The organism is Mycobacterium sp. (genome assembly GCF_965230835.1).
Taxonomy (GTDB): domain Bacteria; phylum Actinomycetota; class Actinomycetes; order Mycobacteriales; family Mycobacteriaceae; genus Mycobacterium.
In genome coordinates this window covers 4,171,516-4,197,516 of the sequence record NZ_CBDDLW010000002.1, presented here as the reverse complement: position 1 = coordinate 4,197,516, position 26,001 = coordinate 4,171,516, and the positions used below count along the sequence as shown (strand labels likewise).

Genomic DNA, 26,001 nt, shown 5'->3' with positions numbered 1-26,001 from the left:
GGCTAAAGCCTACGAGAGCCGGTGAGCGTGGCGACCTCGACCATCGCCGAAGCGATCTGCGAGATCTCATCCGGCAAGCAGACATACGGCGGCATCGCGTAGACCAGGTTGCGGAATGGACGCAGCCACACGCCACGATCGAGCCCGGCGGGCGTCGCGAGAGCCAGGTCGACGGCCCGGTCGCATTCGATGACGCCGATGGCGCCACATACCCGCACATCGGTCACACCAGGCAACTCGCGCGCAGCCGCTAGGCCCGCGGTCAGCCCAGCGGCGATCTCGGAAATCCTCGACCGCCAGTCTTGCTCGAGCAGCACCTCGACGCTGGCCACCGAGACCGCACACGCGAGCGGATTAGCCATGAAGGTAGGCCCGTGCATCAGAGCACCGGCTTCACCGGCGCCAATAGTGTGCGCGATCTCAATGCTGCACAGTGTGGCGGCCAAGCCAAGGTATCCGCCGGTCAGCGCTTTGCCGACACACATAATGTCCGGGCTCACCCCGGCGTGGTCGGCGGCGAACAATTCACCGGTGCGCCCGAATCCCGTCGCGATCTCATCGAAGATAAGCAGCACCTCGTGATTCGCGCAGGCCTCGCGCACATCGCGTAGATAGCGTGGGTCGTGGAAACGCATCCCGCCAGCACCCTGTACGACCGGTTCGATGACCACGGCAGCAAGCTCGTCGCGATGCGCCGCCAGCTGCGCCTCGAATGCCGCACTGTAGGCGGGGTCGTAGTGGGACGGAACCTGCGGAGCAAAGATCTGCTCGGCAAGTACGTCGGTCCACAAGGAATGCATCCCGCCGTCCGGATCGCAGACGCTCATCGGCGTAAAGGTGTCTCCGTGGTAGCCGCCCCTCCACGTCATCAATCGCCGCTTGCCGGGCTGCCCATGGCTACGCCAGAACTGCAACGCCATCTTCACCGCTACCTCGATCGACACCGAGCCGGAATCGCTGAAGAAGACCGTTTCTAGCCCGGCAGGGGTGATGTCCACCAGCAACTTCGCCAGCCGCACGGCAGGCTCGTGGGTCAGCCCGCCGAACATGACATGACTCATCGTGCGCAGCTGAGCGACGATGGCCGCGTCCAGGACAGGATGCCCATGGCCGTGAATCGCCGTCCACCAGGAACTCATTGCGTCGAGCACCTCGATCGGCTCGCCGTCGCGGACGAGCCTCAACCATGCGCCGTGGGCGCTGACTGCGACAACGGGCGGTATCGGCGGACCAGCCGCCGACCCGCTTATCGTGCTGTAGGGATGCCACACATGCGCGGCGTCGATCGCGCTGATTTGCTCTGGCGTCAAAATCGCAGTCCCCTCGCGCATAGGGGTCGAGCGTAGAGCAGCATGTTGCGGGCGTCGCTGAGCGCGGTGGACGCGCCGTAAGGTCGCGGAAACCCCGGCTATCGGGGAGCATGGATCGTTGTGGCTTTGCCGAACAAGCTCAACAGCCCCGAACCGGGCGACGACACCGACTCCGCACCGGAGCCTTACGACGACGAACCACCAATAGATCGGGTGCGGGTGGTGGTCTTGGACGTGATTTGCACCGTGGCGATGTGGATCGCCGTCTTCGTGGTGGCAACGACGACACGTTGGCCAGCTGAACTCTTTGGTTTTCTTGACGACGTATGCGCACCCGGTACCTGCGCACCGGTGCCCTACGGAGTCGACATATGGATTTACCCGGTCGTGTGGGGTGGGATTGGCGCGGCGATCTCCGCGGCCATCATCGGCCCCTGCGTATCCCTCATAAAGGGCTGGTACATGTCCGTGTGGCTGGTTGTCGCGATCGCAATCGTATTCGTCAGCTCGCTGGCCGGCTACGCGATGACCACCTTCTGCCAGACGTATTGGTACTGAAGACGCAATCGCCTTATACCGCCGACCGCCGCGAGTTGGCAGCACAAACGTTGCGGACCCAACCGCGTCTACCGCGCAGGGCATGCGCGCCACCGACGCGCCGAAACCCCGACACCGATCACACCGGCAGATAGGTGAGATTGAAATCACGACGAACGGCATCAGATTCGCCGGCGCCAGTTACTGTCCGGTCACGGTAAGACAAAAAATCTTGCGCGGACGACGGCAGTTGTTGCAGGCAGCAATTTATGTTGCCAAGGTTGCTGTAGTGACTCGTGTGATTACACCGACTTACCCGGTCAACTCACGCACCCACCCGCCACGCAACGGTTTTCTGCCGCGCCACGGCGGCCAGAGTGTGAGTCGCGGAACAGCCGCGTAAGCACCCGAAGTCACTGCGCTGAGGCACAGGAACCCTCTAGAGGTCCCACCCAAACGGACCTTGAGATCGCAGAAGAAAGATTGGAAACGCCATGAAACGTATCTACGCCTTCGCTATCGGCCTAGTGATGGTGATAGCTCCCATGGTGGCCGCGCCCGGTCTCGCAGCCGCGGACCCGGGTATCAGGCCGATCGACTACCAGCAAGCCACCGACGTCGTGATAGCGCGCGGCCTTTCACAACGTGGTGTGCCATTCTCCTGGGCCGGCGGCGGGATCAGCGGCCCAACCCGCGGCCAAGGTACCGGGATCTACACCGTCGGCTTCGACGCCTCAGGCCTGATCCAATACGCCTACGCTGGCGCCGGCATCAAGCTGCCACGCTCCTCCGGTGAGATGTACAAAGTCGGCCAGAAAGTCCTGCCGCAACAAGCCCGCAAAGGCGATCTGATCTTTTACGGCCCCGAAGGCACCCAGAGCGTCACGATGTACCTCGGCAAGGGCAAGATGTTAGAGGTAAGCGACACGGTTCAGGTCTCGCCGGTCCGCAGCCGCGACATGATGCCCTATTTGGTCCGAATACTGGGAACCCAGCCGGCACAGCAATCACCGCTGCAGCAATCGCCGACCTCGCAAGCCCCGATTCAACGAGGCCGCGTGCAGCAAGCCCCAACCCAGCGGAGCCCCATCCAACAAGCCCCAACCCAGCGGAGCCCCATCCAACAAGCCCCAGTCCCACAATCCCCCAATCAATGGACACCAGCGCAGCAGGCGCCCGTCACAACTATGCGGTAGCTAGCCAATAGCCACCAGCCGCCGGTAAGCCTGCCGCTTGCTTGCTCACTGACTGCGACTGCTGGTCAGCGAGAAGGCAAGCGGCAGGCTTAGGTAAATTGTCTGTCGATCATGCTGACCGTGTCCCCGCCTCCGCCACCAGCCACCCCACCGGCCGCCACTACCGAGCCGATCACAATGGGGAGTCGTACAACCGGTTTTTACCGTCACGATCTCGATGGCCTGCGCGGTATCGCGATCGTGCTGGTCGCCATGTTCCACGTGTGGTTCGGCCGAGTCTCCGGCGGCGTCGACGTGTTTCTGGCCCTATCCGGCTTCTTCTTCGGTGGAAAAATTCTGCGGGCCGCGCTCGACCCAGCACGCACGCTGTCACCGATAACCGAAGTCGTACGACTGATTCGCCGCCTACTTCCAGCGCTGGTCGTGGTTCTGGCCGGCTGCGCGTTACTCACCATCCTGGTGCAACCACAGACTCGATGGGAAACTTTCGCCGATCAAAGCCTGGCCAGCCTCGGCTACTACCAAAACTGGGAGCTAGCCAACACTGCTGCCGACTACCTGCGCGCCGGTGAAGCGGTCAGCCCGCTGCAGCACATCTGGTCAATGTCGGTGCAGGGCCAGTTTTTCGTCGCCTTCCTACTCCTGGTTTCCGGGTGCGCCTACCTGATGCGCGGCCTGCTTCGGGGGCCACGGGCCCAGTACGTACGAACCGTGTTCGTACTGCTGCTGAGCGTGTTGACGGTGGCGTCGTTCGTCTATGCGATCATTGCGCACCAGACATATCAGGCCACCGCCTACTACAACAGTTTCGCCCGGGCGTGGGAGTTGTTGTTGGGAGCCCTCGTAGGCGCGTTGGTGCCCTATCTGCGCTGGCCGATGTGGCTGCGCACTGTCCTGGCGACCATCGCGCTGGCAACGATCCTGTCCTGTGGTGCGCTGATCAACGGTGTCAAGGAATTTCCAGGCCCCTGGGCGTTGGTTCCGGTGGGCGCCACAATCCTGATGATCCTGGCCGGAGCCAACCTGCAAGGCCACCCCAGCACAAACGGCCAGCTCCCTGCGCCGAATCGCCTGCTGGCGGCCGGTCCTTTGGTCGCCTTGGGCGCAATGGCGTACTCCCTTTATCTGTGGCACTGGCCGCTGCTTATTTTCTGGCTGTCCTATACCGGCCATCGGCACGCCAATTTCATCGAAGGCACAGCCCTGCTGCTGCTTTCCGGGCTACTGGCCTACCTGACAACCCGACTCGTCGAAAATCCGCTGCGCTATCGAGCACCCGCGGGAACTGATGCCGCTGCGACCGTTCCCACCATCCCCTGGCGAATGCGGCTGCGCCGACCGACCATCGCGCTGGGATCTGTGGTGGTGCTATTGGGCGTCACTCTGACCGCCACGTCATTCACGTGGCGCGAACACGTCATCATCCAACGCGCCACAGGTAAGGAGTTGAGCGGACTAAGTTCCCGCGACTACCCCGGCGCACGTGCCTTAATCAAGCACGTGCGAGTGCCCAAGTTGCGGATGCGACCCACCGTCATGGAAGTCAAAAGCGACCTCCCGGCGTCCACCAAAGACGGCTGCATAAGCGACTTTTTCAACCCCGCGGTCGTCAACTGCACCTACGGCGATCCGAATGCCGCCCGAACAATTGCCCTCGCTGGCGGGTCGCACGCGGAGCATTGGCTGGCAGCGCTGAACTTGCTCGGCCGTCTGCATCATTTCAAAGTGGTGACATACCTCAAAATGGGCTGCCCATTGTCGACCGAGGAAGTCCCACTAATCATGGGTAACAACCATCCGTATCCCCAGTGCCACGACTGGGTGCAAAAGACGATGACCAAGTTGGTAACCAACCATCCCGATTATGTGTTCACCACGTCGACTCGACCGTGGAACATCAAACCCGGCGATGTGATGCCAGCAACCTACATCGGAATCTGGCAGACATTGTCCGACAACAACATTCCGATTCTCGCTATGCGCGACACCCCGTGGCTGGTCAAAGACGGCAAACCGCTCACTCCCCGGGACTGTCTATCCAAAGGCGGCAACGCAAAGTCGTGCGGAATCGCACGCACCAAGGTCCTGGTAGACCGTAATCCAACCTTGGATTTCGTCGCTCAGTTCCCCGGACTCAAGCCGCTGGATATGTCTGATGCGGTGTGTCGCGCAGACTTCTGCCGCGCCGTCGAAGGAAACGTGTTGATCTACCGCGACTCCCATCACCTGTCCGCTACCTACATGCGAACCATGGCTGCCGAGCTGGGGCGGCAAATCGCCGCGAAAACCGACTGGTGGTGACATCCGCCATCCGACAGAGCCATTTCGAGCAGATCGAAAAAATCTGAGAAGGCAGAGCGTCAATACTCATTCGACCCGCACGGCGGATACAGTCAAGCTGATGTCGTCCGATATGGCACCGACTCCGCCGACACCGCAGCTTGGCCAGGTGGAGTTAGGCGGGGACGAGGTGAGGCCGAACTCCCCACCGACCGTGTGGCCAGGGGATGCGTATCCGCTCGGCGCCACTTTTGACGGCAGAGGAACCAATTTCTCGCTTTTCTCCGAGATCGCCGACAAAGTCGAGCTGTGTTTGATCGCCGAACACGGCTCCGAGACCCGAATTCCGCTCACCGAGGTCGACGGCTACGTATGGCATGCCTATCTGCCAACCATCGCCCCGGGTCAGCGCTACGGATTCCGAGTCTACGGGCCATTTGATCCAGCGGCCGGTCATCGATGTGACCCGAGCAAGTTGCTGCTCGACCCCTACGGGAAGGCATTCGAAGGCGATTTCGCCTTCGGGCAGGCACTGTTCTCCTACAACAGAGACGCGATCGACTCACATGGCGACGTGGATTCCGGCGCGCTCCCTATGGTCAACTCGCTCGGGCACACCATGACCAGCACGGTGATCAATCCCTTTTTCGACTGGGCTTCTGATCGGTCACCACGCACCCCGTACCACGAAACTGTCATCTACGAAGCGCACGTCAAGGGAATGACCCAAACACATCCGAGTGTGCCCGAATCACTGCGTGGTACATACGCTGGCATCGCGCACCCCGCGATCATCGATCACCTCAGATCACTTAACGTCACCGCTATCGAATTGATGCCCATCCACCAGTTCCTGCACGACCACCGACTCTTAGATCTGGGGTTGCGAAACTACTGGGGTTACAACACCTTCGGATTTTTCGCTCCCCACAACCAGTACGCGTCAACCCAACAGACCGGCGGCGCGGTAGCCGAATTCAAAACGATGGTCCGTAGCTTGCATGAGGCAGGCATCGAGGTCATCTTGGACGTGGTATACAACCACACCGCCGAAGGCGACCACCTCGGCCCAACGATCAACTTCCGCGGCATCGACAACGCCGCCTACTATCGGCTGGTCGACGGTGACCCGAGGCTCTACAAAGACTTCACCGGAACCGGGAACAGCCTCAACGCACGGCACCCACACACCCTGCAGCTGATCATGGACTCGTTGCGGTACTGGGTGACCGAAATGCACGTCGACGGGTTCCGGTTCGACCTTGCATCCACCCTGGCTCGCGAGTTCTATGACGTCGACCGGTTGTCAGCGTTCTTCGATCTGGTGCAGCAAGATCCCGTGGTAAGCCAGGTGAAGCTCATCGCCGAGCCATGGGACATCGGCGAAGGTGGCTACCAGGTCGGTAATTTCCCGGGTTTGTGGACCGAATGGAACGGCAAGTACCGCGACACCGTGCGCGACTACTGGCGTGGCGAGCCGGCCACTCTTGGCGAGTTCGCTTCCCGGCTGACCGGCTCCTCGGATCTGTACGAAGCAACCGGCCGACGCCCCAGCGCCAGCATCAATTTCGTCACCGCCCACGATGGCTTCACGCTCGCCGACTTGGTGTCCTACAACGAGAAACACAATGCGGCCAACGGCGAAGACAACCGCGACGGGGAAACCCACAACCGCTCGTGGAACTGCGGCGTTGAGGGCCCCACCGATAACCCTGACATCCTGGCTCTGCGCGCCCGCCAGATGCGCAACATCTGGGCCACCCTGATGGTAAGTCAAGGCACACCGATGATCGCCCATGGCGACGAGATCGGCCGTACCCAACTAGGCAACAACAACGTCTATTGTCAGGACTCTGAGTTGTCCTGGATGGATTGGTCGTTGGTTGAAAAGAACGCCGATCTGCTCGCTTTTGCCCGGAAAGCCGCCGAATTGCGTAAGAGCCACCCGGTGTTTCGCCGACGCCGGTTCCTCAGCGGTGAGCCAACCCGAGGAGCTGACCAAACACGAGATATCGCATGGTTGACCCCGAGCGGTCGAGAGATGACACACGACGATTGGGGTCGAGAATTCGACAAATGTGTGGCGGTGTTTCTCAATGGCGACGCCATAAACTCACCCAATGCGCGAGGCGAGCGGGTTGTCGACGATTCATTCCTGTTGTGTTTCAACGCCCATCATCATGAAATGGAATTTGTGATGCCCGACGGCGACTACGCCCAGCAGTGGACCCTGGAGCTAGACACCAACGATCCGGTTGGTGATGGCCACCTGGTGGTGGATGCGGTCCACAAGGTTTCGGTAGCGGCGCGATCACTGCTGGTTCTGCGTAAGACTTTGTGAAACATGGCGTTTCCCGTTCTTTCGACCTACCGGCTACAGCTGCGTGGTCCGTCTAGCGGATTCGGTTTCACTTTCGCCGACGCGGAGAACCTGCTCGACTACCTCGACGAGCTTGGCGTGTCTCACCTGCATCTTTCACCAGTCTTGTCTGCGGTCAACGGGTCCACCCATGGATACGATGTCAGCGACCCGACAACCGTGTCACCGGAGCTCGGTGGCGCCGAGGGCCTGGCCCAGCTTTCTGCAGCGGCACAAGGTCGCGGCATGGGTTTAGTCGTTGATTTCGTACCCAACCATGTCGGGGTCGACAAGCCCATGCAAAACAAGTGGTGGTGGGACGTTTTGCGGTGCGGCCGAGCTTCCGAGTATGCGACTTACTTCGACATCGACTGGGAGCTCGGTGATGGCCGAGTCATCCTGCCGTTGTTAGGTTCTGACGACGACATCGATAATTTCCGCATCGATGGTGACCTGTTTAGGCTGGGGGACCTGACGTTGCCCATCGCTGCGGGTACCGCAGAAACTGACGACGGCAGCCGTAAAGTGCACGACCGCCAGCACTATCGGCTAGTGGAGTGGCGCCGCGGACTGTGTGGATATCGCCGATTCTTCTCTATTACGTCGCTAGCCGGAATTCGCCAAGAAGATCGCGCGGTATTCGACGCCACTCACGTCGAAATCGGCCGCTGGTTCGCCGAGGGGATCGTGGACGGCGTACGGATTGACCACGCCGACGGCTTGTCGGACCCTTGCGAATATTTAACCTGGCTGCGAGAACTCATTGGCTCTAACGCGTGGATCGTGATCGAGAAGATTCTGTCGGTCGATGAGGCGCTGACACCGACGCTTCCCGTTGACGGCAGCACGGGCTACGACGTGCTTCGAGAAGTAGGCGGCATCTTCATCGACCCGAGTGGGGAGTCAGAACTGACTGCGTTGGCCGAATCCTCAGGGTCGGGTTACCAGGCCACACCGGCAATGATGGCCGACCTCAAGATACGGGTGGCTCTTGACACCCTGTCAAGTGAACTGCAGAGACTGCGCCGTTGCATCGCCACGACGACAGGCGCAGATCACCCACTGCTGCCAACCGCCATCGCAGCCCTACTCAGCCGCATCGCGTTCTATCGCTGCGATTACCCTGGCCAAACCGCGGTCCTACCCAACGCATTGGCCCAAACGTCATTGGCAATGCCGCAATTGACGTCCGGCCTACAGATGATCGCGGCAGCATTGGCACGCGGCGGCGAACCGGCCGTCCGCCTGCAACAACTGTGTGGCGCGGTGACCGCTAAAGCCGTCGAAGACTGCATGTTCTACCGCGACGCGCGTCTGGTGTCCCTCAACGAGGTGGGTGGCGATCCGCGCCGGTTCGGTGTCGGCGCAGCAGAGTTCCATCACCGCGCTGCCACCCGCGCCCAGCTGTGGCCACACGCGATGACCACCCTATCCACCCACGACACCAAACGCAGCGAGGATGTGCGCGCCCGCATCGGCGTGCTGTCACAGGTACCTTCGCTGTGGGCCTCCTTCATCTCCCGCGCAGAAATGGTGGTCCCCTCCCCTGATCCCGCGACCGGGCGGTTTCTGTGGCAGAACATCTTCGGAGTATGGCCGGTGAATGGAATCATCGATGATCAACTCCGCAACCGGATGCACGCCTACACCGAGAAGGCCATCCGCGAAGCTGCTTGGCACACCTCGTGGATTGATCCCAACCGCGCCTTCGAAGGCGCGGTGCACCGATGGCTCGACGGCGTCCTGGACGGCCCAGTAGCCGGTGAGCTCACCGGCCTGGTTGTCCAGCTCAACACACACGCCCAGAACGATGCGCTGGGGCAGAAACTGCTAGCACTAACCGTCCCGGGCGTACCCGATATCTACCAGGGTAGCGAGCTTTGGGATGACAGCTTGGTCGACCCCGACAACCGCCGCCCGATTGACTTCACCGCTCGACGCTTGGCGCTACAAGAGTTGCAGCACCCCAAGATGCGCGTAGTCGCCGCCGCGCTTCGGCTGCGACGCACCCGCCCCGACAGCTTCTTAGCCGGCAAATACGTGCCGATGCTTGCCACCGGGCCGGCCAGCAACCACATTCTGGCGTTCTGGCGCGGCGACGACGTCTTGGTCGCGGTGTCCCGTTGGACGATTCGGCTCGGGCAGACCGGTTGGGGTCATACTGCGCTGCCATTGCCGGACAGCCGCTGGACCGATACTCTCACCGGATTCGTCGCTCGCGGACCGACGCCAGCTGCCGACTTGTTCGCGACGCTGCCCGTGGCTCTACTGGCGCGCAACCGTGACTGAATTCCGAGTTTGGGCTCCCACACCCGCGCTGGTACGCCTCGACGTCGAAGGCACGGTGCATGCGATGACGCGCTCCGACGATGGCTGGTGGCACACGACCGTGCCGACAACCCCGACGGCCCGCTATGGATACCTGCTTGACGACGATCCCACCGTGCTACCTGACCCGCGATCGGCGCGGCAACCCGACGGGGTGCATGCCCGCTCGCAACTATGGCAGTCCGCCGGCCCTGCGGACGCAAGCTGGACCGACGGCGACTGGGTTGGCAGGTCAGTTGACGGCGCAGTGATCTATGAGCTGCATATCGGCACCTTCACTGCGCGAGGTACTTTCGACGCTGCCATAGCGAAGCTCGACTACCTGGTCGATCTCGGAATCGACTTCGTCGAACTGATGCCGGTCAATTCCTTCGCCGGCGTGCACGGCTGGGGATACGACGGCGTTCTCTGGTATAGCGTGCACGAACCCTATGGCGGTCCCGACGGTCTGGTCCGTTTCATCGACGCATGCCACACACGTGGTTTGGGTGTGCTCATCGACGCGGTCTTCAATCACCTGGGTCCGTCCGGCAATTACTTGCCGCACTTCGGCCCCTATCTGTCGAAAGCAAAAAACCCTTGGGGTCAAGGAATCAATATCGCCGATGCCGACTCCGATGAAGTGCGTCGCTACATCATCGAGTGCGCGCTGCGCTGGATGCGGGACTTCCATGCCGATGGCCTACGGCTCGACGCCGTTCACGCGTTGCTGGACACCACCGCAATCCACATCCTTGAGGAGCTCGCCAGCGAAACCAGTTGGCTGTCGGAACAGGTGGGCCGTCCCCTGTCACTGATCGCCGAAAGTGATCTCAACGATCCGCGGTTGATCACCGCGCGCCGCCAGGGCGGCTACGGGCTCACTGCACAATGGAGTGACGACATTCACCACGCCATCCATGCCGCGGTGTCCGGCGAGCACCAAGGCTACTATGCCGATTTCGGAGCGGACTCACGCTCAATCGGCGTGCTGGCCCGGACGCTACGGCACGGCTATTTTCACGCGGGTACGTATTCGTCGTTCCGACGGCGTCGTCACGGGCGTGCGCTCGACATAACCGCGATCTCCGGAATACCAGCAACCAGCCTGATTGCCTTCACCTGTACGCACGATCAGGTCGGCAATCGCGCCCTTGGGGACCGTCCCTCGCAGCGCCTGACCGAAGGCCAGCTCGCGATCAAGGCTGCTTTGGTACTTGCGTCTCCCTACACCGCACTGCTTTTCATGGGAGAAGAATGGGGAGCATCATCGCCCTTTCAATTCTTCAGCTCCCATCCCGAACCCGAGCTGGCCCGAGCAACTTCACAAGGACGACGGGCAGAATTCGCCGAGCACGGTTGGCCTGCTGACGGGATACCCGACCCGCAAGATCCGCAGACATTTCAACGCTCCAAACTAAACTGGGATGAAGTGAGTTCCGGCGGGCACGCCCGGTTGCACCAGCTGTACCGCGACCTGATTAGTTTGCGGCGCAACGAACCTGATATGGCCGACCCTTGGCTAGACCACCTCGTTGTCGACTACGACGAAGCGCAGCGCTGGATAACGTTGCGCCGCAACCGGCTTGTCATTGCCTGTAACCTCGGCGTGAACGCCACAAGGGTGCCAGTTAGCGGTGAACTGGTGCTGGCCTGGAATCGGCCGACTATCACCCACACCGACACCGAGCTGCCTGGGCATTCGTTCGCGATGCTGCGCTGCCGATCGTGACCTCCTCGATGCTGGTCGACGATCTGCACGGCTAGGTCGAAGCGCCGCTACTGAGATAGAGCCGAGTTCGTTCGCCGTGCGGCCACGTCTAGAAGCACTGCTTTCCCGCCGTACCCATCCGACGCTCCTTCTCGCACCATGGGCGTGTCTGAGCCAGTCGGTCGGTGACATCAGGCCCACATATCTCTACACTGTAGATCTATGCGAGAGTCGCCTGATCGCCGCCGCACCGGCCGGCCGGCAACAGTAGATAGTGATGACGTTCTACGCGCCGCAGTTCGACTTGTCCGCAGCGAGGGTTTCGCCGCACTCTCGATGCGCCGCCTGGGATCTGAGCTCGGCGTGGATGCCATGGTCGCCTACCGACTCTTCGCGTCTAAAGAAACGCTGCTCGATGCCGCCTATCGGTACATCGTGGCGGCATCAGAGCCAGTGTCAAGTGGCGACCCGATCACCGATGTGATGGTCGCGTTCGGAAACTTCTGGCACGATCTCGTCGAACACCCCGGGCTGGTACCCCTGATGACACCAAGGATGCTCGCCACCGAGGCAGCGATGGAACCTTTCGAGTGGGTGATGGCGCGTTTGGTTGACGCTGGCCTCACCGTCGATACGGCCCTGACTTGGTACACAACATTGTTGAGTTTCGTGCTGGGCAGCGTCGCGATCCATCCCAACGTCCAGCAACGACAGAACCGAATCGATCCGAACGCTCTTCCGTCGAAGCTGTATCCCATCATCAGCGCCATCGACAGACCGATCGATCATGAGCATCTTTTCACCACCGGCCTCGAACGGCTTGAGCTTCGAATCCGAAACGACATCGCCGAAGACAACTGATCCCGCAGCCCGGGAACCGTCTAGCACCTGCCTGAATATTCCAATAACTAGCGCCGCGAAAGAAAGTCAGGAGTCAATGAGCACGCAGAGGTTTAAGTGGAAGACTATTCTGGCCCTGGCAATTGTGTACGTTGCCGTTTTCAAAGAATGGAACTGGCCTTGGGGCGTATTGTTCATTATGTGGACAGTGCCCGCTCTCTATTCAGGTCGTACATATTTCGTCGAAGAGATCGATCGGCGTAACAACCCGGTTTTGTTCTGGCTTATCGTCGGAACGTGGGTCGCCCTAAGCATTTTCATGATCGCCTACGATCTAGCCAACTTTATCTGACACGGAGACGACAATGCGCATGCTGCACAGACTTCCGGTGGCCGCCTACACTTCGCAGGATTGGTTGGGGCTTGACCCCTTGGGTTGGACACGGGATTTGTGGTTAGGCGGCTTGGGGCAGCGTAGCGGATAGGTGGGTCCTCTCGTAGGTGGCGGGGCTGAGCTGGTTGCAGTAGGAGTGGCGTCGTGTGGTGTTGTAGCGGGCCAGCCAGCGAAAGACCTCGCGTCGGCAGGTGGGGGCGTCGTCCCAGCTGTGTCGGTCTTGGAGGACCTCGCGTTTGAGGGCGGCGTTGACCGATTCAGCCAGGGCGTTGTCGGCGCTCGATCCGATAGCGCCCATGGACTGGGTGACCCCCAACCGGGTACACAGTTTCGCGAAATCCTGTGACGTGTACTGGCGTCCGTGGTCACTGTGGAATACCGCACCACCCAGACTGCCCCGTAGCGCCTCGGCGGCCTTGAGGGCATCTTCGACCAGTTCGGTGCGCATATGCTCTGCGATCGCCCACCCAGTGATCCGCCGAGACCAGCAGTCGATGACGGTGGCCAGATACAGGTTAGCGCCGCTAGCCAGCGGCAAGTACGTGATGTCCCCAACGTATCTCTTGTTGGATTCAGAAGCGGTGAAATCTCGTTTAAGCAGGTCAGGATATTTCTGTGTGGTTTTATCTGGTCTGGTTGTGCGGACACGGCGGCGGCACCGATACCCAGCGATCCCCGCTACGCGCATGACTCGGGCTACTCGCTTGTGGTTGACCCGCTCAGTATCAGCAACACCGTCGTTGAGTTCAGCGGTGATCCGCGGGCACCCATAGGTGTTGTCCTGATCATGTATTGCGCGAATACGCTCGGCCAACACCGCATCAGCAGCGGTTTGAGCTGCCCGCGTGGCTGCTGCCTGACACCAGGTGTAAAACGATGATCGAGCGATCTCGACGACCTGGCATAGCCGCTTCACCTCGAAGGCGTGTCGGTGATCGGCAACGAACTGAAAGCGACTCACCAGTTCGTCTCCCCAGCGAAATACTTGGCCGCCGACCGCAAAATGTCCCGCTCGGTGGCCAGCCGGGTCTTCTCGGCACGCAACGCCTGGTTCTCAGCATGGAGCCGTGCCACCGCTTGTTCGGGGGTCTCGCCACCCGGGGCCCCTACGGCAACCGAACCGGGTTTACGGTGCCGAATCGGCACACCGTGGGCCTTGCACCACGCCGATAACGTTGGGTCGCTCAAGCCAAGCTCAGCAGCGATCATGCTGATCGTCGCACCAGCGGTATCCCGATACAACGCAACCGCATCCCGCTTGAACTCATCAGGGTAACTTTTCCTTGCCATAGGGGTGGATCATCTCGCTTCCCCCAGGAACATCCTGGGATTCAGCGTGTCCAACCCAAGGGGTCAAGCCCCGTTCGACCGTGAGCAGGAACTAATCTTTTCCCGAACTTGGCGCTATGCCGGATTCATGGAGGACGTCGCCGAACCGGGCCAGTATATTTCAGTTCAAGTCGGCCTGAACAACATCTTCGTTGTGATGGGCAGAGATCGCCGTTTGCGCGCGTTCCACAACATTTGCCGCCACCGCGGTACCCAGCTCATCCGCGCTGTCGGAAAAACCCAGAAGGCATTGACTTGCCCTTACCATGATTGGACCTATGACCTCGAAGGAAAACTGATGTCGGTGCCGGAAGAACGCCGCGAGTTCGCCGGCCTCGACAAATCCTGCCTCGGCCTGAAACCAGCATCGGTTGACCTGTGGCGCGGAATGTTATTCGTACATCCTGCATCCGATGCTGGATCGATTATAGAGTGGTTCGGCGATATTGAGCCCCACCTCGGACCGCACAAAGTCGAAAAGCTGGTCGAATACCCGGATGCGCGCAACACTTATGACGTCAAAGCAAATTGGAAGATTGTCGTCGAGAACTTCATCGACGTCTACCACCTGGCGCATCTACATTCCGGGACGCTCACCATGTATGACCACGCCAACGCAGAATACGGCTTCGTTGGTCCGCACTACGCTTTTCGTGAACCCTTGGCTCCTGAATATGCCGCGGATATCGATAATAACGCACCTGCACCATTGATAGTTCCGAAAGACAAGCTGGGCGTATCGGTACCCATGCTTTTCCCGGGAATCGGGCTCGGCGAAGGTGAAACCAGTTGGGCTACTTTCATCATCACCCCGCTAGAGCCGGAACTTTCTCGCGTCGAAAACCGCGTTCGCGTCGCGAACGTTTCCAGCTGGAAATTTATGCGGCAAGAATGGCGCTCAGCCTCCTTCTGGAGTAACAGAATAACGGGAAAATATGAGCGCCAGGGCAACCCGCCCAACGACGATCCTATGACGAGCGGAGACTTCACCGCCGAGGACATCTACGCCTGCGAACAACAGCAGAAGTCCCTGAAAAGCCCATATTTCGAGGTGGGCCCGGCTTCGGCGGGCGAACGCCCTGTTACCGATCACCAGCAGGTCATCCTCGACTGGATGGCAGCACAGCAATGAGCGGCGATTTTCACCCCCTGCGAGTTATCGAGACCGATGACCACCTCGGCGGGGAAGCCACAACGGTAACGCTCGAAGTGCCGTCTAGGCTTCGCGATGTGTTCAGCTGGCTGCCTGGCCAACACGTCACGCTGCGTTTCCATCACAAAGGTGCGGAATTGCGTCGAACGTATTCGATCTCATCCCCTGGCACTAATGGTCCGATACAGATCACGGTCAAACGCGTCGATGGTGGCCTCGTCTCGAACTACATCAACGACCATGTTCGCGCCGGTGATCGAATCGAAGCCTTGGCGCCCACCGGCGGATTCTGCTTAGACCCTGGCGCAGCAAAAAGGCGTACCCACTACTTCTTTGGCGCCGGCAGCGGCATCACCCCGCTGTATGCCATGCTGAACTCGGTCCTGACCGCCGAGCCGCATTCCGTGGCGCATCTGGCGTATGGCAACACTAACCACAAGACCATCTTGTTCAAGGACGCTCTGGACGCCCTGGCCACCCAGTATCCCGACCGCCTTACGCTTAACCATGTGTTCTCAAGGCCGTTGATCTGGTCCCTGTCCACGCCGTGGCGCACAGGTCACATCGATAAAGCCGCTATCCGGGCACTGATCGACGAAAACCCTCCCTACGCGCAAGATGCGCAGTACTACATCTGCGGCCCGGGCGGCATGAACAGCTCGATCAAAGCCGCGCTGGTCGAGCTCGATGTTCCACCAAACCGACTGCACATGGAAAGCTATGGCGGCGCAGGAGAAATAGATGACACCGTGCAGGGCATCCCGGCGAGCGCCCACGTCGCACTGGATGAAACGGCCCATACCGTGCCGGTCGCCGCAGATCAATCAATTCTGGATGCGGTCCGCGCGGCTGGACTGAACCCGCCCTTCTCCTGCGTGTCTGGTGTCTGCGGAACTTGCCGGGCACGCCTGATAAGCGGCTCAGTCCACATGCGGGCACACATGGCCCTGGAGGACACTGAGATCAACGGCGGCGCCATACTCACTTGTCAGTCGCTGGCTACATCACCCAAACTCAGGATCCGCTACGAATAAGCGACTCCCATGGCGAGCGACTGCTAAAGCGTCCGGTCGTGAATACGTCTGGACACCATAGACGGAGCATCACTAACTGGCCGGTAGCGATCGAATAGATATCGACTCACATGCTGCGGCGGCCGATGCCGTGCACTGCTGCGGCGACCGCGTCGGCAAGCGGGTCGATCTCGTTGTCGGCCAGGTCTGCGACGGTGATCCGCATGCCCGGCGACGTACGAATCCGGAACCGTGTTCCCGGCGCCGCGGCCCAGCCCGCATTGAGCAACCGAGTGATCGCAACCGTCTCATCGGGTACCGGAATCCAGACATTCAGCCCGGATCGCCCGTATGCGCTGACATCACGCTCCCGCAACGCGGTGCACAACCGGACGCGATTGTGCGCATATCGGTGCTCGGCCGCGACGATTTGACGCTTTACCTCGTCATCCGACCACAACCTGACCGCCAGACTTTGCAGGAGATGGCTGACCCAGCCCGGCCCGAGCCGCAGCCGCCCGTGGACCCGCTCGACGGTGCGCTGATCTCCAGCGAGGACCGCAAGACGCAAGTCGGGCCCGTACGCCTTAGACGCTGACCGCACGAAGGCCCAGCTAGCCGTTGATCCAGCCAGGGTGTTCAGCGGCGCGCCGGCGATGCCGGCGCAGTAGTCGTCCTCAATGAGCAGGACATCGTTGGCCTGGTCGGCTAGCAGGCCGCGCAGTTCACCGGCACGAGCCGCGGATAACGCTGCACCGGTGGGGTTCTGCGCCCGACTAGTAAGCACCAGCGCCCGCACGCCCCGACGCAGCGCGCGAGCCATGTCGGCAGCCACCGGCCCCTCCTCATCAACCCGCACCGGTTCAGCTGAAAGCCCCATTGCTCCAAGCAGATCAAGCAGATTGGCCCAGCCTGGATCCTCGACGGCAACGCGGTCACCCGGACGCACGTATGCCGTGAGCACCCTTTCAATCCCATCCAGGGCACCGCTGGTCGCCGCCAGATATTCAGCCGGGACGCCATCGGCAATCAGGGTGTCGCGGGCGTATTCGACCAGCCCGGCCGAGATCGCCGGTTCGCCATACAGCTGTGGCCCAAGCGAGGAGACCGACGTACTCGCCGTTCGCACGGCGGCTATCGGCAGTAGGGCGGGATTCGGGTTGCCCGTCGACAAGTCGCGTGCACTCTCGGGCACATCAAGCCCAAGTAGGGACCGAGGCGTCGTCGCGGGCCGGTCACGCACTCGGGTACCGCGCCGTCCCCCGGTTTCGACTGCCCCACGATCACGCAGCTGGCGGTAGGCCGCGGCAACGGTATTGGCATTCACACCGAGCTGGGTAGCCAGCTGCCGGATGGGTGGCAGTGCCTCGCCCGGCGCCAGCGCACCTTGGGAGATCGCTCGTTCGACGCTGGCGGCGATCGACTCAGCACCGGTACCCGTTAAGCCACTTTGCACCCCCATGTACGAAATTATGTACTATTACATTTGCGTCGCGCAATTCGTTGCGGCGCGTTCGGCGAGCTCTTCGGGGCCCAAACCATAGGCTGGCAGGGGCGAAGAAAGGCTGCTCTGACAGGGTGCTCGCCGCCCCCGGCCGTCCGCCCAACGTGCCGCGCATGGGTAACGGTCCAGCTATTGCGTGGGCTTCGGGGGAAGTTCTGAATACGCCGGAATGCGGAAAATAGCGTGTTGTTATGCGGGTTTGTGGTGTGTTTGTGTTGCGGCGAGAAATCCGGTGGCGTATTCCCAGTCCGCGTATAACCGCGGGTTGGGGTTCGTCACAGAAACCGGCCCGTCACTGTGACTGCTGGCGTGGTGGCGTTGGATCGCTCCCCAGGTGTAGCAGTGCGGCTCATGGCAGCGGTCACACAAGACCACAAGTCCCCGGATGCCGTGCGGCTGCAGCATGTCACGAGTGCTGATCACGGCGTCGGGGTCTGGTGCAACAAAACATCCATCCCCATCATTCTGGTCAAGTCGATCTATTTGCGGTTCGGCATCATCGGGAATGTCAACAAGAAGATCGTCTCCGATTTCGGATTCGAATTCCATTGGAGTAAGGAACTGTTGGTCAATATCCGCTTGTGCGGCGTGTTGAGCGGTGGTGTTGGTTAGCCCGTCAAGAAATCCGACACAATACAGCCAGGAACGATAGTTTTCCGGGTCGGTGTGGTGTGCGGGTTCATGCGGTGGTGGCGGCGCCCCGGCACGAAGGCATTCCATGCCATCGACCATCGCATGCCACGTTAAACAATGGTCTACGCCGCACGCCTGGCAAAACGTGGCGACACCCTTGAAGCCGTAAGCGGACAGGACACGCTCAAACACATGGGCGGTTGAAATCTGGTATTCGAGGACATTGCGGAACGCGGCCGGGGTCACGCTGAAACCCGGAATAGGGCTATCGCTCGCGGGTTCGGCAAACGGATCGGGAGGCAAACCAGAAGGGACCATAAAGACTGTCCTACCATCCACGAAAAGCACCCACTGTAGTCAGGGTTGGGTGAGCAATGACCGAAACTTGTGGATGAGCTTAGGTGATGAGTGCAAAAGTGGGCGCACCTGCCCGAAGAGGATCAGAAAGCCGCTGTGGTGCTGATCAAGGACCAGCGTTGCCTCTCCAACGGGAAGGGTACGCGGCCCGCAGCCTCCGTCGGATTCATGCCCTCCCACGGTGGAACACCCTCGCTGGCGAAGAACCAGCTCGCGAAGACCTCGGAAAACCGATGGCGGTTTGCGCGAGGCCTCTTTGGCTACAACAGATAGCGGTATGCGGGCGAACCGGGCTCAAGGGCTTCGACGTGGCCGTCAGACGCTCGCATCCTGTCCAGCAAACCGTCTAGATCCGCAGCTGACCCCAGCTCGATACCCACCAGCGCCTCGCCGGTCTCCCGATTATTCCGTTTTACGTATTCGAACAAAGTAATGTCGTCACCTGGGCCGAGCACGTCGTCGAGAAATCTGCGTAATGCACCGGGCTCCTGCGGGAAGTCGACCAAGAAATAGTGTTTAAGGCCAAGATGGACCAACGAGCGCTCCAGCACCTCGCCATAACGAGATACATCGTTGTTACCACCTGAGATCAGGCACACCACAGTCGATCCGGGTTCGACATCGGTTTCCAGCAGACCGGCCACCGATAAGGCACCGGCTGGTTCGGCGATGATCCCTTCGTTCTGATAGAGATCAAGCATCGCGGTGCAGACCGCCCCCTCGTCGGCGGTAGTGATTGACACCATGTCACCAGCGGCGGCCAATGCCGCATAGGTCAGCGCACCGGCCCTACTCACTGCGGCGCCGTCGACAAACTGGTCAACATGGTCCAGTGTCACCGGCTCACCCGCCGCTAACGCCGCCATCATCGCGGCGGCACCTGCCGGCTCGACGCCGAGCACCGACGTGGTTGCCGTCCGCTCGGCCAAATAGGTGCTGATCCCAGCGATACAGCCGCCTCCACCGACTGGGATTACCACTAGGTCAGGTTCAACGTCGAGCTGAGCGAGAATCTCGACGGCAATCGTGCCCTGGCCGGCCATGGTACGCACGTCGTCGAATGGTGGCACCAACGTAGCGCCGGTGCGTTCGACGTCGTCGAGGGCCGATGCCGCGGCACGATCGTAAGTCGACCCACCCACAATCAGCTCGATGAACTCCCCGCCGTGGTAACGAATCCGGTCCCGCTTTTGCTTGGGCGTCTTGGCCGGCACATAGACGCGGCCGTGGACACCTAGCGATCGGCACGCGTAGGCGAACCCCTGCGCGTGATTTCCGGCTGAGGAGCACACGACGCCTGCCGCCAACTCTTTGTCAGAGAGCTGCACCAATAGGTTGTAGGCGCCGCGCAACTTGTAGGAACGCACCGTCTGCAGATCTTCGCGTTTCAGGTACACGGTAGCGCCGGTGATATTCGACAACCGATCGCTGAGCTGCAACGGCGTGGCCGTCACCGCCGGACTGATTCGTTTGACCGCGCCGTCGATATCCTGCGCAGAAAGTCCAGGAAACGGCGCGGCGTTCGAGCTTCGGGGCAGGTCGGCGGGCACCGATCAATGGTGCCACGCGGCCCCGGCTGCCTCGTTAGGCGGCTCAGCGCACGGGGGTCAGCACGAACACCGGAATCTGGCGGTCCGTCTTGGCCTGATAGGTCGCATAGTCGGGCCAAACCTCGACGGCCCGGTTCCACCACACTGCCTTCTCGTCGCCCACCACTTCACGTGCGTCATAGTCAGCGCTCGCAGTGCCATCCTGTAGCTCGACCCGCGGATTCTTCACTACGTTGTGGTACCAGACCGGATTTTTCGGTGCCCCACCGAGTGAGGCGACGATAGCGTATTCGCCGTCATACTCGACACGCATCAGCGGCGTCTTCCGAAGCTTTCCGGTCTTGGCTCCCACAGTGGTCAGGAGAACGACGGGCTTTCCCATAATTTCGGTACCAGCAGTTCCGCCGGACTCGATGTAAGTGTCGGCTTGCTCGCGAGACCAATCGACAGCGCCGGGCGCGTATTCACCGGAAAGTGGCATATCGGCATTCTATGCCCGACCCGATCACCCCGTGCCGGTGTGGGGCCAGCCCCATCCGTTGTTTCGGTTGCTCGAAACTTGAAGTTAGGGATAGCCTCAGCCCGATGATCGCGCCCACCTCGAACACTTCGGTTGTTCTTATTGCTGGTGTGCCCTGGCCACGACACAAGCTGTTCGCCGTCATCGCCGGGGGCATCACGCTGCTGCTCGTGGGCGCGATTACAGCCAGCGCGGCACCGTCTGTGCTCAGCGGCGCGGCAGCGGCCGTCATCATCGGACTGGCGCTCAAAGTAGTCGGCCGACATCAGCGCTAACCAGAACAACTGTCAAGACTCGTCAATAGAGCCCTGTTTCACGCCCGCGATTTCGGTTGCTCCCGGGGCGGTTTCGGTTGGGCCTGATACAGACTGCGCGATCCAACAGAGCAGTATGCCGCTGTTAAAGACCGCCTCAACGGATCGCGGCACAACGCGTGCGCTCATCGCACCGCCGCGACACTGATGGCGGTCATTTTTCGAGGGCGGTTACTTCAGCTATCAGCGCCTGGCGAACCGTTTGGCCCATCCATTCCAAACTGCAGCAGCCCACCAGTTCCTCCGGTGCCAGCGGCCCCACCGTTGCCGTCGACTACGCCGTTGCCTCCGGCCCCACCGTTGCCTCCGGCCCCACCGTTGCCGAACACCGGTCCCGCGTTGCCGCCGTTACCGGCGGCCCCACCTGGACCGCCGCTACCGCTGGTCCCGCCCGCTCCACCGGCTCCGCCGTTGCCACCGGCTCCGCCGTTGCCGAACAACAGCCCAGCGTCGCCACCGTTAGCTGCCGCGCCTCCTATTCCGGCATTCGAGAAGAACCCGGTTCCAGCGTCACCGCCCTCCCCGCCGCCGCCACCATCAGCGCCATCTCCGAATAACAGCCCAGAACTGCCGCTGCTGCCGCCGGCGCCACCTGCTCCAGCTTCGGACGCAACGTCGGCCGCGTTGCCGCCGGCGCCACCGGTGCCGCCGGCGCCACCCTCGCCGATCAGCAAACCTGCCCTGCCACCAGCCCCGCCTGCTCCACCTGCCGCCGCGTTGAAGCCGTCACGAGCGGCGTTGCCGCCAACTCCCCCGCTACCGCCGGCACCACCGTCGCCGACCAGCAGCCCGGCATCGCCGCCAGCACCGCCGACCTCCCCGGCACCGCCATTCAATCCGCCACCGTCGGCGCTGCCGCCGGTTCCCGAGTCACCGCCGGCGCCGCCGTCGCCGATCAGGAGACCCGCCCGGCCGCCGTTCCCGCCTGTACCGAAGGTCCCGGAGTCCCCGCCGTTTCCGCCGGCGCCGAACAAGAGGCCCGCGTTCCCGCCGACCCCGCCGTTACCACCGGCATCGGGCATAGCGAATACGTTGCCACCAGAACCGCCATTCCCACCAGCACCAACGAACAGCCCCGCGTTGCCGCCAGCACCTCCATTGCCCGGGCCGCCGACGCTGCCGACATTGTTTACGGTGCCTCCGTTGCCTCCATTGCCTCCATTGCCACCGAATAGCAGACCGCCGTTACCACCGTCACCACCGTCACCACCGAAGGTGTCGGCCTGCAGACTGGAGTTGCCGCCATCGCCGCCATTGCCAAACAGCAGACCAGCACTGCCGCCAGCACCGCCATCACCGCCATCACCGAAAAACCCTGGAGAGCCCGCATCACCGCCGTCGCCGCCGTCGCCGAGCAGCACACCACCGCGGCCGCCAGAACCACCGGCGCCACCGTCACCGCTGATTGCACCGGCCGAAGCGCTGCCGCCGTTGCCGCCGACGCCACCGTTACCGAAGAGTCCGGCCGCTCCGCCCGCACCGCCGACCCCGCCATCACCGCCAGCGGCGGCGATCGGTGCGTTGCCACCAGCGCCACCGTTGCCAACGAATAGTCCGCCGCGGCCTCCGGCCCCACCGTAGCCGGACTCGCCGCAATCGGCACCCCGGCACCACCAGACCCACCACTCAACAACGACATCAACGGCGAAATCGCATACCCAGCCGGCGTCGCCACCAACGGCGCCACCGACGTCGCCGCCGACACCACCTGCGACCCCAACCCCGCCGACGTCCCACCAGCCGCTGCCGCCGGCTCCCCCGCAGCCGCACCCGACATCACCACCTGCAACGGCGCAGCTGGTGTCAACGACGAAACCACCGCAGCCGCACCCGACTCATAGCCGGTCATCGCACCCACATCCTGCGCCCACATCTGCACATAGACCGCTTCGGTCGCAGCAATCGCCGGCGTGTTTTGCCCCAACACATTCGTGGTCACCAACGCCTGCATCTGTCCACGATTAGCCACCACCGCCCCCGGATGCACCGTGGCCGTCTGCGCAGCCTCAAACACAGCCGCCGCATCCGAGGCCTGCCCAGCAGCCTGGCGCGCACGCCCAGCCGCCGCACTCAACCACTGCACATACGGAGCCGCCGCCACCGTCATCGCCACCGACGCCGGACCCGACCACCACCCACTGGCCAACCCCGACGTCACCGACCCAAACGACTCCGCGGCCGCACTCAACTCCGCAGACAACCCCTCCCAAGCCGCCGCAGCAGCCAACATCGGAGCAACCCCCGCACCCGAAAACATCCGCGCCGAATTAACCTCCGGCGGCAAAAACGCAAACTCCATCACAACCACACACCCCCAAAAAACCCGCAACCATCCATCAACCTGAGCCTTTCCTGCCAAAGGACTGAGCATTACCTGTGCTAAATCCGAGGGGCACAACCGTAACACCAGACACCAAAAACCCCAAGGGCCCCCCTTCAATACAAAAATCTCACAAACCCAAAACAGCACCCACTTCACGCAAAATCCCGAATTTCAACAGCCCAGAAAGTCTGATCGCCTCGTCCCGCACAATCGAGCGCACTACCAAGCTGCTGCCTGAAATCGCCGAATTCTCAATGGTTTCGGCGTGCATCTTGTGCTCCGCCCACCGGATCTTTGACCAAACGATGAGAAAGGCGAATACGAACGTTGCAGCCGGGTCATCCGGCGATGCCGCGTATTTTACGCAGATCGCCCGCAATCCCTGAGCAGGCTCTTGGGTCAGCTGACCAAAGGCTTCAGTGCCTCGTCAAAAATTCCGTTGCCCTCAAGGAGCTTTGGCACCCCCAAATGTCCGACTTCCCGTGCGATCATCATCGGCCCCCCGATAGCCCAGCAGCCGGCAGATGGACTCCCGGTCGTATCTCATGCTCGTAGAGCTCCTCGATCTCCGCGGAGTACTTGGCGAATATCGGGCGGCGCTTGAGCTTCATCGTCAACGTGATTTCATCGCCTCCGGGTTCCCACAACGTGGGCAAAACGCGGAACCGCTTGATCTGTTCCACCCGCGCCAGTTTGGCGTTGCCTTTGGCCACTCCGGCGGCAATTCGCGCGATCACCTCGGGGTTCGCCGCTAGGGCCGCAGGAGACCCATCAGATAGTCCATGCTGGGCTGCGTACGGACCGACTGAATCGGCATCGAATACCATCAGCGCCGTGTTGTAAGGACGTCCGTCTCCGATAGTGACCATCGCCCCGACCATCGGACACGTTGCCAAGATGGTGTTTTCGATGTTTGCCGGCGACATGTTCTTTCCGGCTGCATTGATTATCAATTCCTTCTTCCGATCCACCACCCGCAGATAGCCGTCGGAATCGATCTCCAAAATATCGCCGGTGTGCAGCCAGCCGTCGGCGTCGATCGCTTCAGCCGTCTTCGCGGGCTCGTTGCGGTAGCCCTTCATCACCAGGGGCCCACGGACCAGATATTCGCCGTCCTCGGCGATCTTGCCCTCCAGCCCGGGCAGCAGTTTGCCGACTGTTCCCACGCGCGCATCGCGCGGATGACTTGCGCTTGCTATGCAACTCAGCTCCGACATGCCCCAGATCTCTGCGATCGGGATACCGATTCCGGCGAAGAAAGCCAGTGTCTCTTTGGGGATAGGCGCGGCCCCCGAAACCGCCCAGCGAAGCTCGCCGAAACCGAGCCGCTCCCGAATCTTCGAAAATACCAACTCGTCGGCCTTCGACCATTCAGCGGCGATCTCCTCCGACATCGTTTCATCAGCGAGCAGGGCTGTGGCGCGTTTAGCGGCAACCGACAGCGCCCATTGCGTCGCCTGTCGCTTCATTTCGTCGGTCTCGTGTCCGATCGCGAACTCGATTGCGGCCTTAAGTTTCTCCCATACCCGCGGCACAGCGCCCCAAATGGTGGGCCGCACGTCGGGCAGGGCCGCCGCGATAGTGCGACCGTCGGAGACCGCCGTGACCTGAGTACCGAATATCTCTTGGACGTACAAACCGGTCATGCGGTCTGCAAGGTGCGCCGACGGCAGGAAGGAGGTAACCCGATCACCGAACTGGATTCCGAACACCGCATCAATCGCGTAGCCCTCGAACAGCAGGTTGGTGTGCGTCACTTCGACACCTTTAGGGTTTCCGGTCGTGCCAGAGGTGTAGATGAGAGTGACAACGTCGTCAGGCTGCACTGCGCGCCAAGCTGACTCGAAGTCGAAGTCGTCGGGAGCCGCCGCATACAGTTCTCCGACTGACAAGACGTTCGCCTCGGCGCCGCAGGCCGGAGAGCTGTCGATACAGACGATGTGCTCGATCGGCGCACCGCTGGCGCGGATGCGATCGATGTACTGCTCCTCGCACATCACCACCTTGACTCCGGCATTGCGAAACTGGTAGGCGAGCTGCTCAGCTGGCAACGTGTTGTACACCGAAAATGACGTGGCGCCAGCATGTTGGGCTCCGACTTCAAGCGGATAAAATTCGACGCGGTTAGCCATCATGAGCGAAACCGTGTCGCCCCGCCGAATACCCAAACCCGCCAGGCCGGCTGCGACTCGCTGTACTTGCGTCGCGTACTCTCGCCAAGTCAGCGTCTGCGTGTCGCCCGGCGTTCGCACGGCGACGGCGTCCGGATCGATCTCCACGTTGCGCTGAAAAGCCGCGCAGATGGTGGCCGGACGCTCGGCTGTGGTCATTTCCGTTCTCCTTAGCGCCAGTTCTACATCGCCCTTGTCAC

At 61.5% G+C, this 26,001-nt stretch carries 21 protein-coding genes and 2 pseudogenes; 12 read left to right on the top strand and 11 right to left on the bottom strand.

What is annotated here, in order from left to right:
- Nucleotides 1-2 precede the first annotated feature (2 nt).
- Complete coding sequence (locus ACO07W_RS19215) at nucleotides 3-1,331, bottom strand: adenosylmethionine--8-amino-7-oxononanoate transaminase (RefSeq protein ID WP_421845253.1); 1,329 nt, start codon at nucleotides 1,329-1,331, stop codon at nucleotides 3-5.
- A 99-nt stretch (nucleotides 1,332-1,430) separates the two neighbouring features.
- On the opposite strand from ACO07W_RS19215, the gene ACO07W_RS19210 reads away from it, so the two are divergent.
- The 8 genes from ACO07W_RS19210 (at nucleotide 1,431) to ACO07W_RS19175 (ending at nucleotide 12,892) form a co-directional block, all read left to right on the top strand.
- Nucleotides 1,431-1,868 carry a hypothetical protein gene (locus tag ACO07W_RS19210; protein WP_421845252.1) on the top strand — a complete coding sequence of 146 codons (438 nt, stop codon included), beginning with the start codon at nucleotides 1,431-1,433 and terminating at the stop codon, nucleotides 1,866-1,868.
- Between the two features lie 473 nt (nucleotides 1,869-2,341).
- Nucleotides 2,342-3,043, top strand: coding sequence for an NlpC/P60 family peptidoglycan-binding protein RipD (ripD, locus tag ACO07W_RS19205; protein ID WP_421845251.1), 702 nt, complete (start codon nucleotides 2,342-2,344; stop codon nucleotides 3,041-3,043).
- 111 nt (nucleotides 3,044-3,154) lie between these two features.
- Nucleotides 3,155-5,344, top strand: a complete 2,190-nt coding sequence (locus tag ACO07W_RS19200; RefSeq protein WP_421845250.1) for an acyltransferase family protein — start codon at nucleotides 3,155-3,157, stop codon at nucleotides 5,342-5,344.
- A gap of 112 nt (nucleotides 5,345-5,456) precedes the next feature.
- Nucleotides 5,457-7,664 carry a glycogen debranching protein GlgX gene (glgX, locus tag ACO07W_RS19195; protein WP_421846111.1) on the top strand — a complete coding sequence of 736 codons (2,208 nt, stop codon included), beginning with the start codon at nucleotides 5,457-5,459 and terminating at the stop codon, nucleotides 7,662-7,664.
- 3 nt (nucleotides 7,665-7,667) lie between these two features.
- A complete protein-coding gene (gene treY / locus ACO07W_RS19190; RefSeq protein WP_421845249.1) occupies nucleotides 7,668-9,971 on the top strand; it encodes a malto-oligosyltrehalose synthase in 2,304 nt (767 codons plus the stop codon).
- Entirely contained in the window at nucleotides 9,964-11,721 is a 1,758-nt protein-coding gene (gene treZ, locus ACO07W_RS19185) for a malto-oligosyltrehalose trehalohydrolase (RefSeq protein WP_421845248.1), read from the top strand. The genes treY and treZ overlap by 8 nt, the downstream gene beginning before the upstream one ends.
- 201 nt (nucleotides 11,722-11,922) lie before the next feature.
- Entirely contained in the window at nucleotides 11,923-12,561 is a 639-nt protein-coding gene (locus ACO07W_RS19180) for a TetR/AcrR family transcriptional regulator (RefSeq protein ID WP_421845247.1), read from the top strand.
- 76 nt (nucleotides 12,562-12,637) lie between these two features.
- A complete protein-coding gene (locus ACO07W_RS19175; protein ID WP_421845246.1) occupies nucleotides 12,638-12,892 on the top strand; it encodes a hypothetical protein in 255 nt (84 codons plus the stop codon).
- 103 nt (nucleotides 12,893-12,995) lie between these two features.
- On the opposite strand, the gene ACO07W_RS19170 is transcribed toward ACO07W_RS19175, so the two are convergent.
- Nucleotides 12,996-14,224, bottom strand: a protein-coding gene (locus tag ACO07W_RS19170) for an IS3 family transposase (RefSeq protein ID WP_421840068.1) whose coding sequence is annotated in 2 segments (ribosomal slippage) — nucleotides 12,996-13,909 and nucleotides 13,909-14,224 — 1,230 coding nt in all. Because the reading frame shifts where the segments join, the coding sequence is not laid out codon by codon here.
- A gap of 4 nt (nucleotides 14,225-14,228) precedes the next feature.
- Here ACO07W_RS19170 and ACO07W_RS19165 point away from each other — a divergent pair.
- Together ACO07W_RS19165 and ACO07W_RS19160 are read left to right on the top strand one after the other, a co-directional pair.
- Nucleotides 14,229-15,395 (top strand): aromatic ring-hydroxylating oxygenase subunit alpha, encoded by a 1,167-nt coding sequence (locus ACO07W_RS19165; protein ID WP_421845245.1) that lies wholly within the window; start codon nucleotides 14,229-14,231, stop codon nucleotides 15,393-15,395.
- The gene (locus ACO07W_RS19160) at nucleotides 15,392-16,450 is read left to right on the top strand and encodes a 2Fe-2S iron-sulfur cluster-binding protein (RefSeq protein ID WP_421845244.1); all 1,059 of its coding nucleotides are present in this window, start codon (nucleotides 15,392-15,394) and stop codon (nucleotides 16,448-16,450) included. Before ACO07W_RS19165 ends, ACO07W_RS19160 begins: the two co-directional genes overlap by 4 nt.
- 106 nt (nucleotides 16,451-16,556) lie before the next feature.
- Here ACO07W_RS19160 and ACO07W_RS19155 read toward each other — a convergent pair whose 3' ends face one another.
- Together ACO07W_RS19155 and ACO07W_RS19150 are read right to left on the bottom strand one after the other, a co-directional pair.
- A complete protein-coding gene (locus ACO07W_RS19155; RefSeq protein ID WP_421845243.1) occupies nucleotides 16,557-17,891 on the bottom strand; it encodes an aminotransferase class I/II-fold pyridoxal phosphate-dependent enzyme in 1,335 nt (444 codons plus the stop codon).
- A gap of 231 nt (nucleotides 17,892-18,122) precedes the next feature.
- Nucleotides 18,123-18,320, bottom strand: coding sequence for a DUF5319 family protein (locus tag ACO07W_RS19150; RefSeq protein WP_421846110.1), 198 nt, complete (start codon nucleotides 18,318-18,320; stop codon nucleotides 18,123-18,125).
- Between ACO07W_RS19150 and ACO07W_RS19145 the strand changes: the two genes are divergently transcribed.
- Nucleotides 18,231-18,545 (top strand): hypothetical protein, encoded by a 315-nt coding sequence (locus ACO07W_RS19145; RefSeq protein ID WP_421846185.1) that lies wholly within the window; start codon nucleotides 18,231-18,233, stop codon nucleotides 18,543-18,545. The genes ACO07W_RS19150 and ACO07W_RS19145 overlap by 90 nt on opposite strands.
- A gap of 51 nt (nucleotides 18,546-18,596) precedes the next feature.
- On the opposite strand, the pseudogene ACO07W_RS19140 reads toward ACO07W_RS19145, so the two are convergent.
- The 3 genes and pseudogenes from ACO07W_RS19140 to ACO07W_RS19130 form a co-directional block, all read right to left on the bottom strand.
- Nucleotides 18,597-18,884 (bottom strand): annotated as a pseudogene (locus ACO07W_RS19140) (DUF5319 family protein); the annotation flags it as partial.
- Between the two features lie 299 nt (nucleotides 18,885-19,183).
- Entirely contained in the window at nucleotides 19,184-20,473 is a 1,290-nt protein-coding gene (ilvA, locus tag ACO07W_RS19135) for a threonine ammonia-lyase (RefSeq protein WP_421845242.1), read from the bottom strand.
- Nucleotides 20,474-20,516: 43 nt separating this feature from the next.
- A complete protein-coding gene (locus ACO07W_RS19130; RefSeq protein WP_421845241.1) occupies nucleotides 20,517-20,954 on the bottom strand; it encodes a nitroreductase family deazaflavin-dependent oxidoreductase in 438 nt (145 codons plus the stop codon).
- A gap of 104 nt (nucleotides 20,955-21,058) precedes the next feature.
- Here ACO07W_RS19130 and ACO07W_RS19125 point away from each other — a divergent pair, with 104 nt between their 5' ends.
- Nucleotides 21,059-21,268 (top strand): hypothetical protein, encoded by a 210-nt coding sequence (locus tag ACO07W_RS19125; RefSeq protein WP_421845240.1) that lies wholly within the window; start codon nucleotides 21,059-21,061, stop codon nucleotides 21,266-21,268.
- A 215-nt stretch (nucleotides 21,269-21,483) separates the two neighbouring features.
- Here the strand turns inward: ACO07W_RS19125 and ACO07W_RS19120 are convergent, their stop codons facing one another.
- The 4 genes and pseudogenes from ACO07W_RS19120 to fadD11 all read right to left on the bottom strand — a co-directional run bounded on the left by ACO07W_RS19120 (nucleotide 21,484) and on the right by fadD11 (nucleotide 25,960).
- On the bottom strand, nucleotides 21,484-22,575 hold the full coding sequence (locus ACO07W_RS19120; protein WP_421846109.1) for a hypothetical protein: 1,092 nt from the start codon (nucleotides 22,573-22,575) through the stop codon (nucleotides 21,484-21,486).
- Nucleotides 22,576-23,168: 593 nt separating this feature from the next.
- A pseudogene (locus ACO07W_RS19115) lies at nucleotides 23,169-23,564 on the bottom strand (PPE family protein); the annotation flags it as partial.
- A 193-nt stretch (nucleotides 23,565-23,757) separates the two neighbouring features.
- Nucleotides 23,758-23,901: a hypothetical protein gene (locus tag ACO07W_RS19110; protein WP_421845239.1), complete on the bottom strand. Its 144-nt coding sequence runs from the start codon at nucleotides 23,899-23,901 to the stop codon at nucleotides 23,758-23,760.
- Between the two features lie 220 nt (nucleotides 23,902-24,121).
- Nucleotides 24,122-25,960, bottom strand: a complete 1,839-nt coding sequence (gene fadD11, locus ACO07W_RS19105; protein WP_421845238.1) for a fatty acid--CoA ligase FadD11 — start codon at nucleotides 25,958-25,960, stop codon at nucleotides 24,122-24,124.
- Between the last annotated feature and the right edge of the window lie 41 nt (nucleotides 25,961-26,001).

What these genes read in the sequence shown, in the direction of transcription:
- ACO07W_RS19215 (WP_421845253.1), bottom strand. Translation starts at nt 1,331, where the DNA reads ATGCGCGAGGGGACTGCGATTTTGACGCCAGAGCAAATCAGCGCGATC.
- ripD (WP_421845251.1), top strand. Translation starts at nt 2,342, where the DNA reads ATGAAACGTATCTACGCCTTCGCTATCGGCCTAGTGATGGTGATAGCT.
- ACO07W_RS19200 (WP_421845250.1), top strand. Translation starts at nt 3,155, where the DNA reads ATGCTGACCGTGTCCCCGCCTCCGCCACCAGCCACCCCACCGGCCGCC.
- glgX (WP_421846111.1), top strand. Translation starts at nt 5,457, where the DNA reads ATGGCACCGACTCCGCCGACACCGCAGCTTGGCCAGGTGGAGTTAGGC.
- treY (WP_421845249.1), top strand. Translation starts at nt 7,668, where the DNA reads ATGGCGTTTCCCGTTCTTTCGACCTACCGGCTACAGCTGCGTGGTCCG.
- ACO07W_RS19180 (WP_421845247.1), top strand. Translation starts at nt 11,923, where the DNA reads ATGCGAGAGTCGCCTGATCGCCGCCGCACCGGCCGGCCGGCAACAGTA.
- ACO07W_RS19175 (WP_421845246.1), top strand. Translation starts at nt 12,638, where the DNA reads ATGAGCACGCAGAGGTTTAAGTGGAAGACTATTCTGGCCCTGGCAATT.
- ACO07W_RS19160 (WP_421845244.1), top strand. Translation starts at nt 15,392, where the DNA reads ATGAGCGGCGATTTTCACCCCCTGCGAGTTATCGAGACCGATGACCAC.
- ACO07W_RS19155 (WP_421845243.1), bottom strand. Translation starts at nt 17,891, where the DNA reads ATGGGGGTGCAAAGTGGCTTAACGGGTACCGGTGCTGAGTCGATCGCC.
- ACO07W_RS19130 (WP_421845241.1), bottom strand. Translation starts at nt 20,954, where the DNA reads ATGCCACTTTCCGGTGAATACGCGCCCGGCGCTGTCGATTGGTCTCGC.
- ACO07W_RS19125 (WP_421845240.1), top strand. Translation starts at nt 21,059, where the DNA reads ATGATCGCGCCCACCTCGAACACTTCGGTTGTTCTTATTGCTGGTGTG.
- ACO07W_RS19110 (WP_421845239.1), bottom strand. Translation starts at nt 23,901, where the DNA reads ATGCACGCCGAAACCATTGAGAATTCGGCGATTTCAGGCAGCAGCTTG.
- fadD11 (WP_421845238.1), bottom strand. Translation starts at nt 25,960, where the DNA reads ATGACCACAGCCGAGCGTCCGGCCACCATCTGCGCGGCTTTTCAGCGC.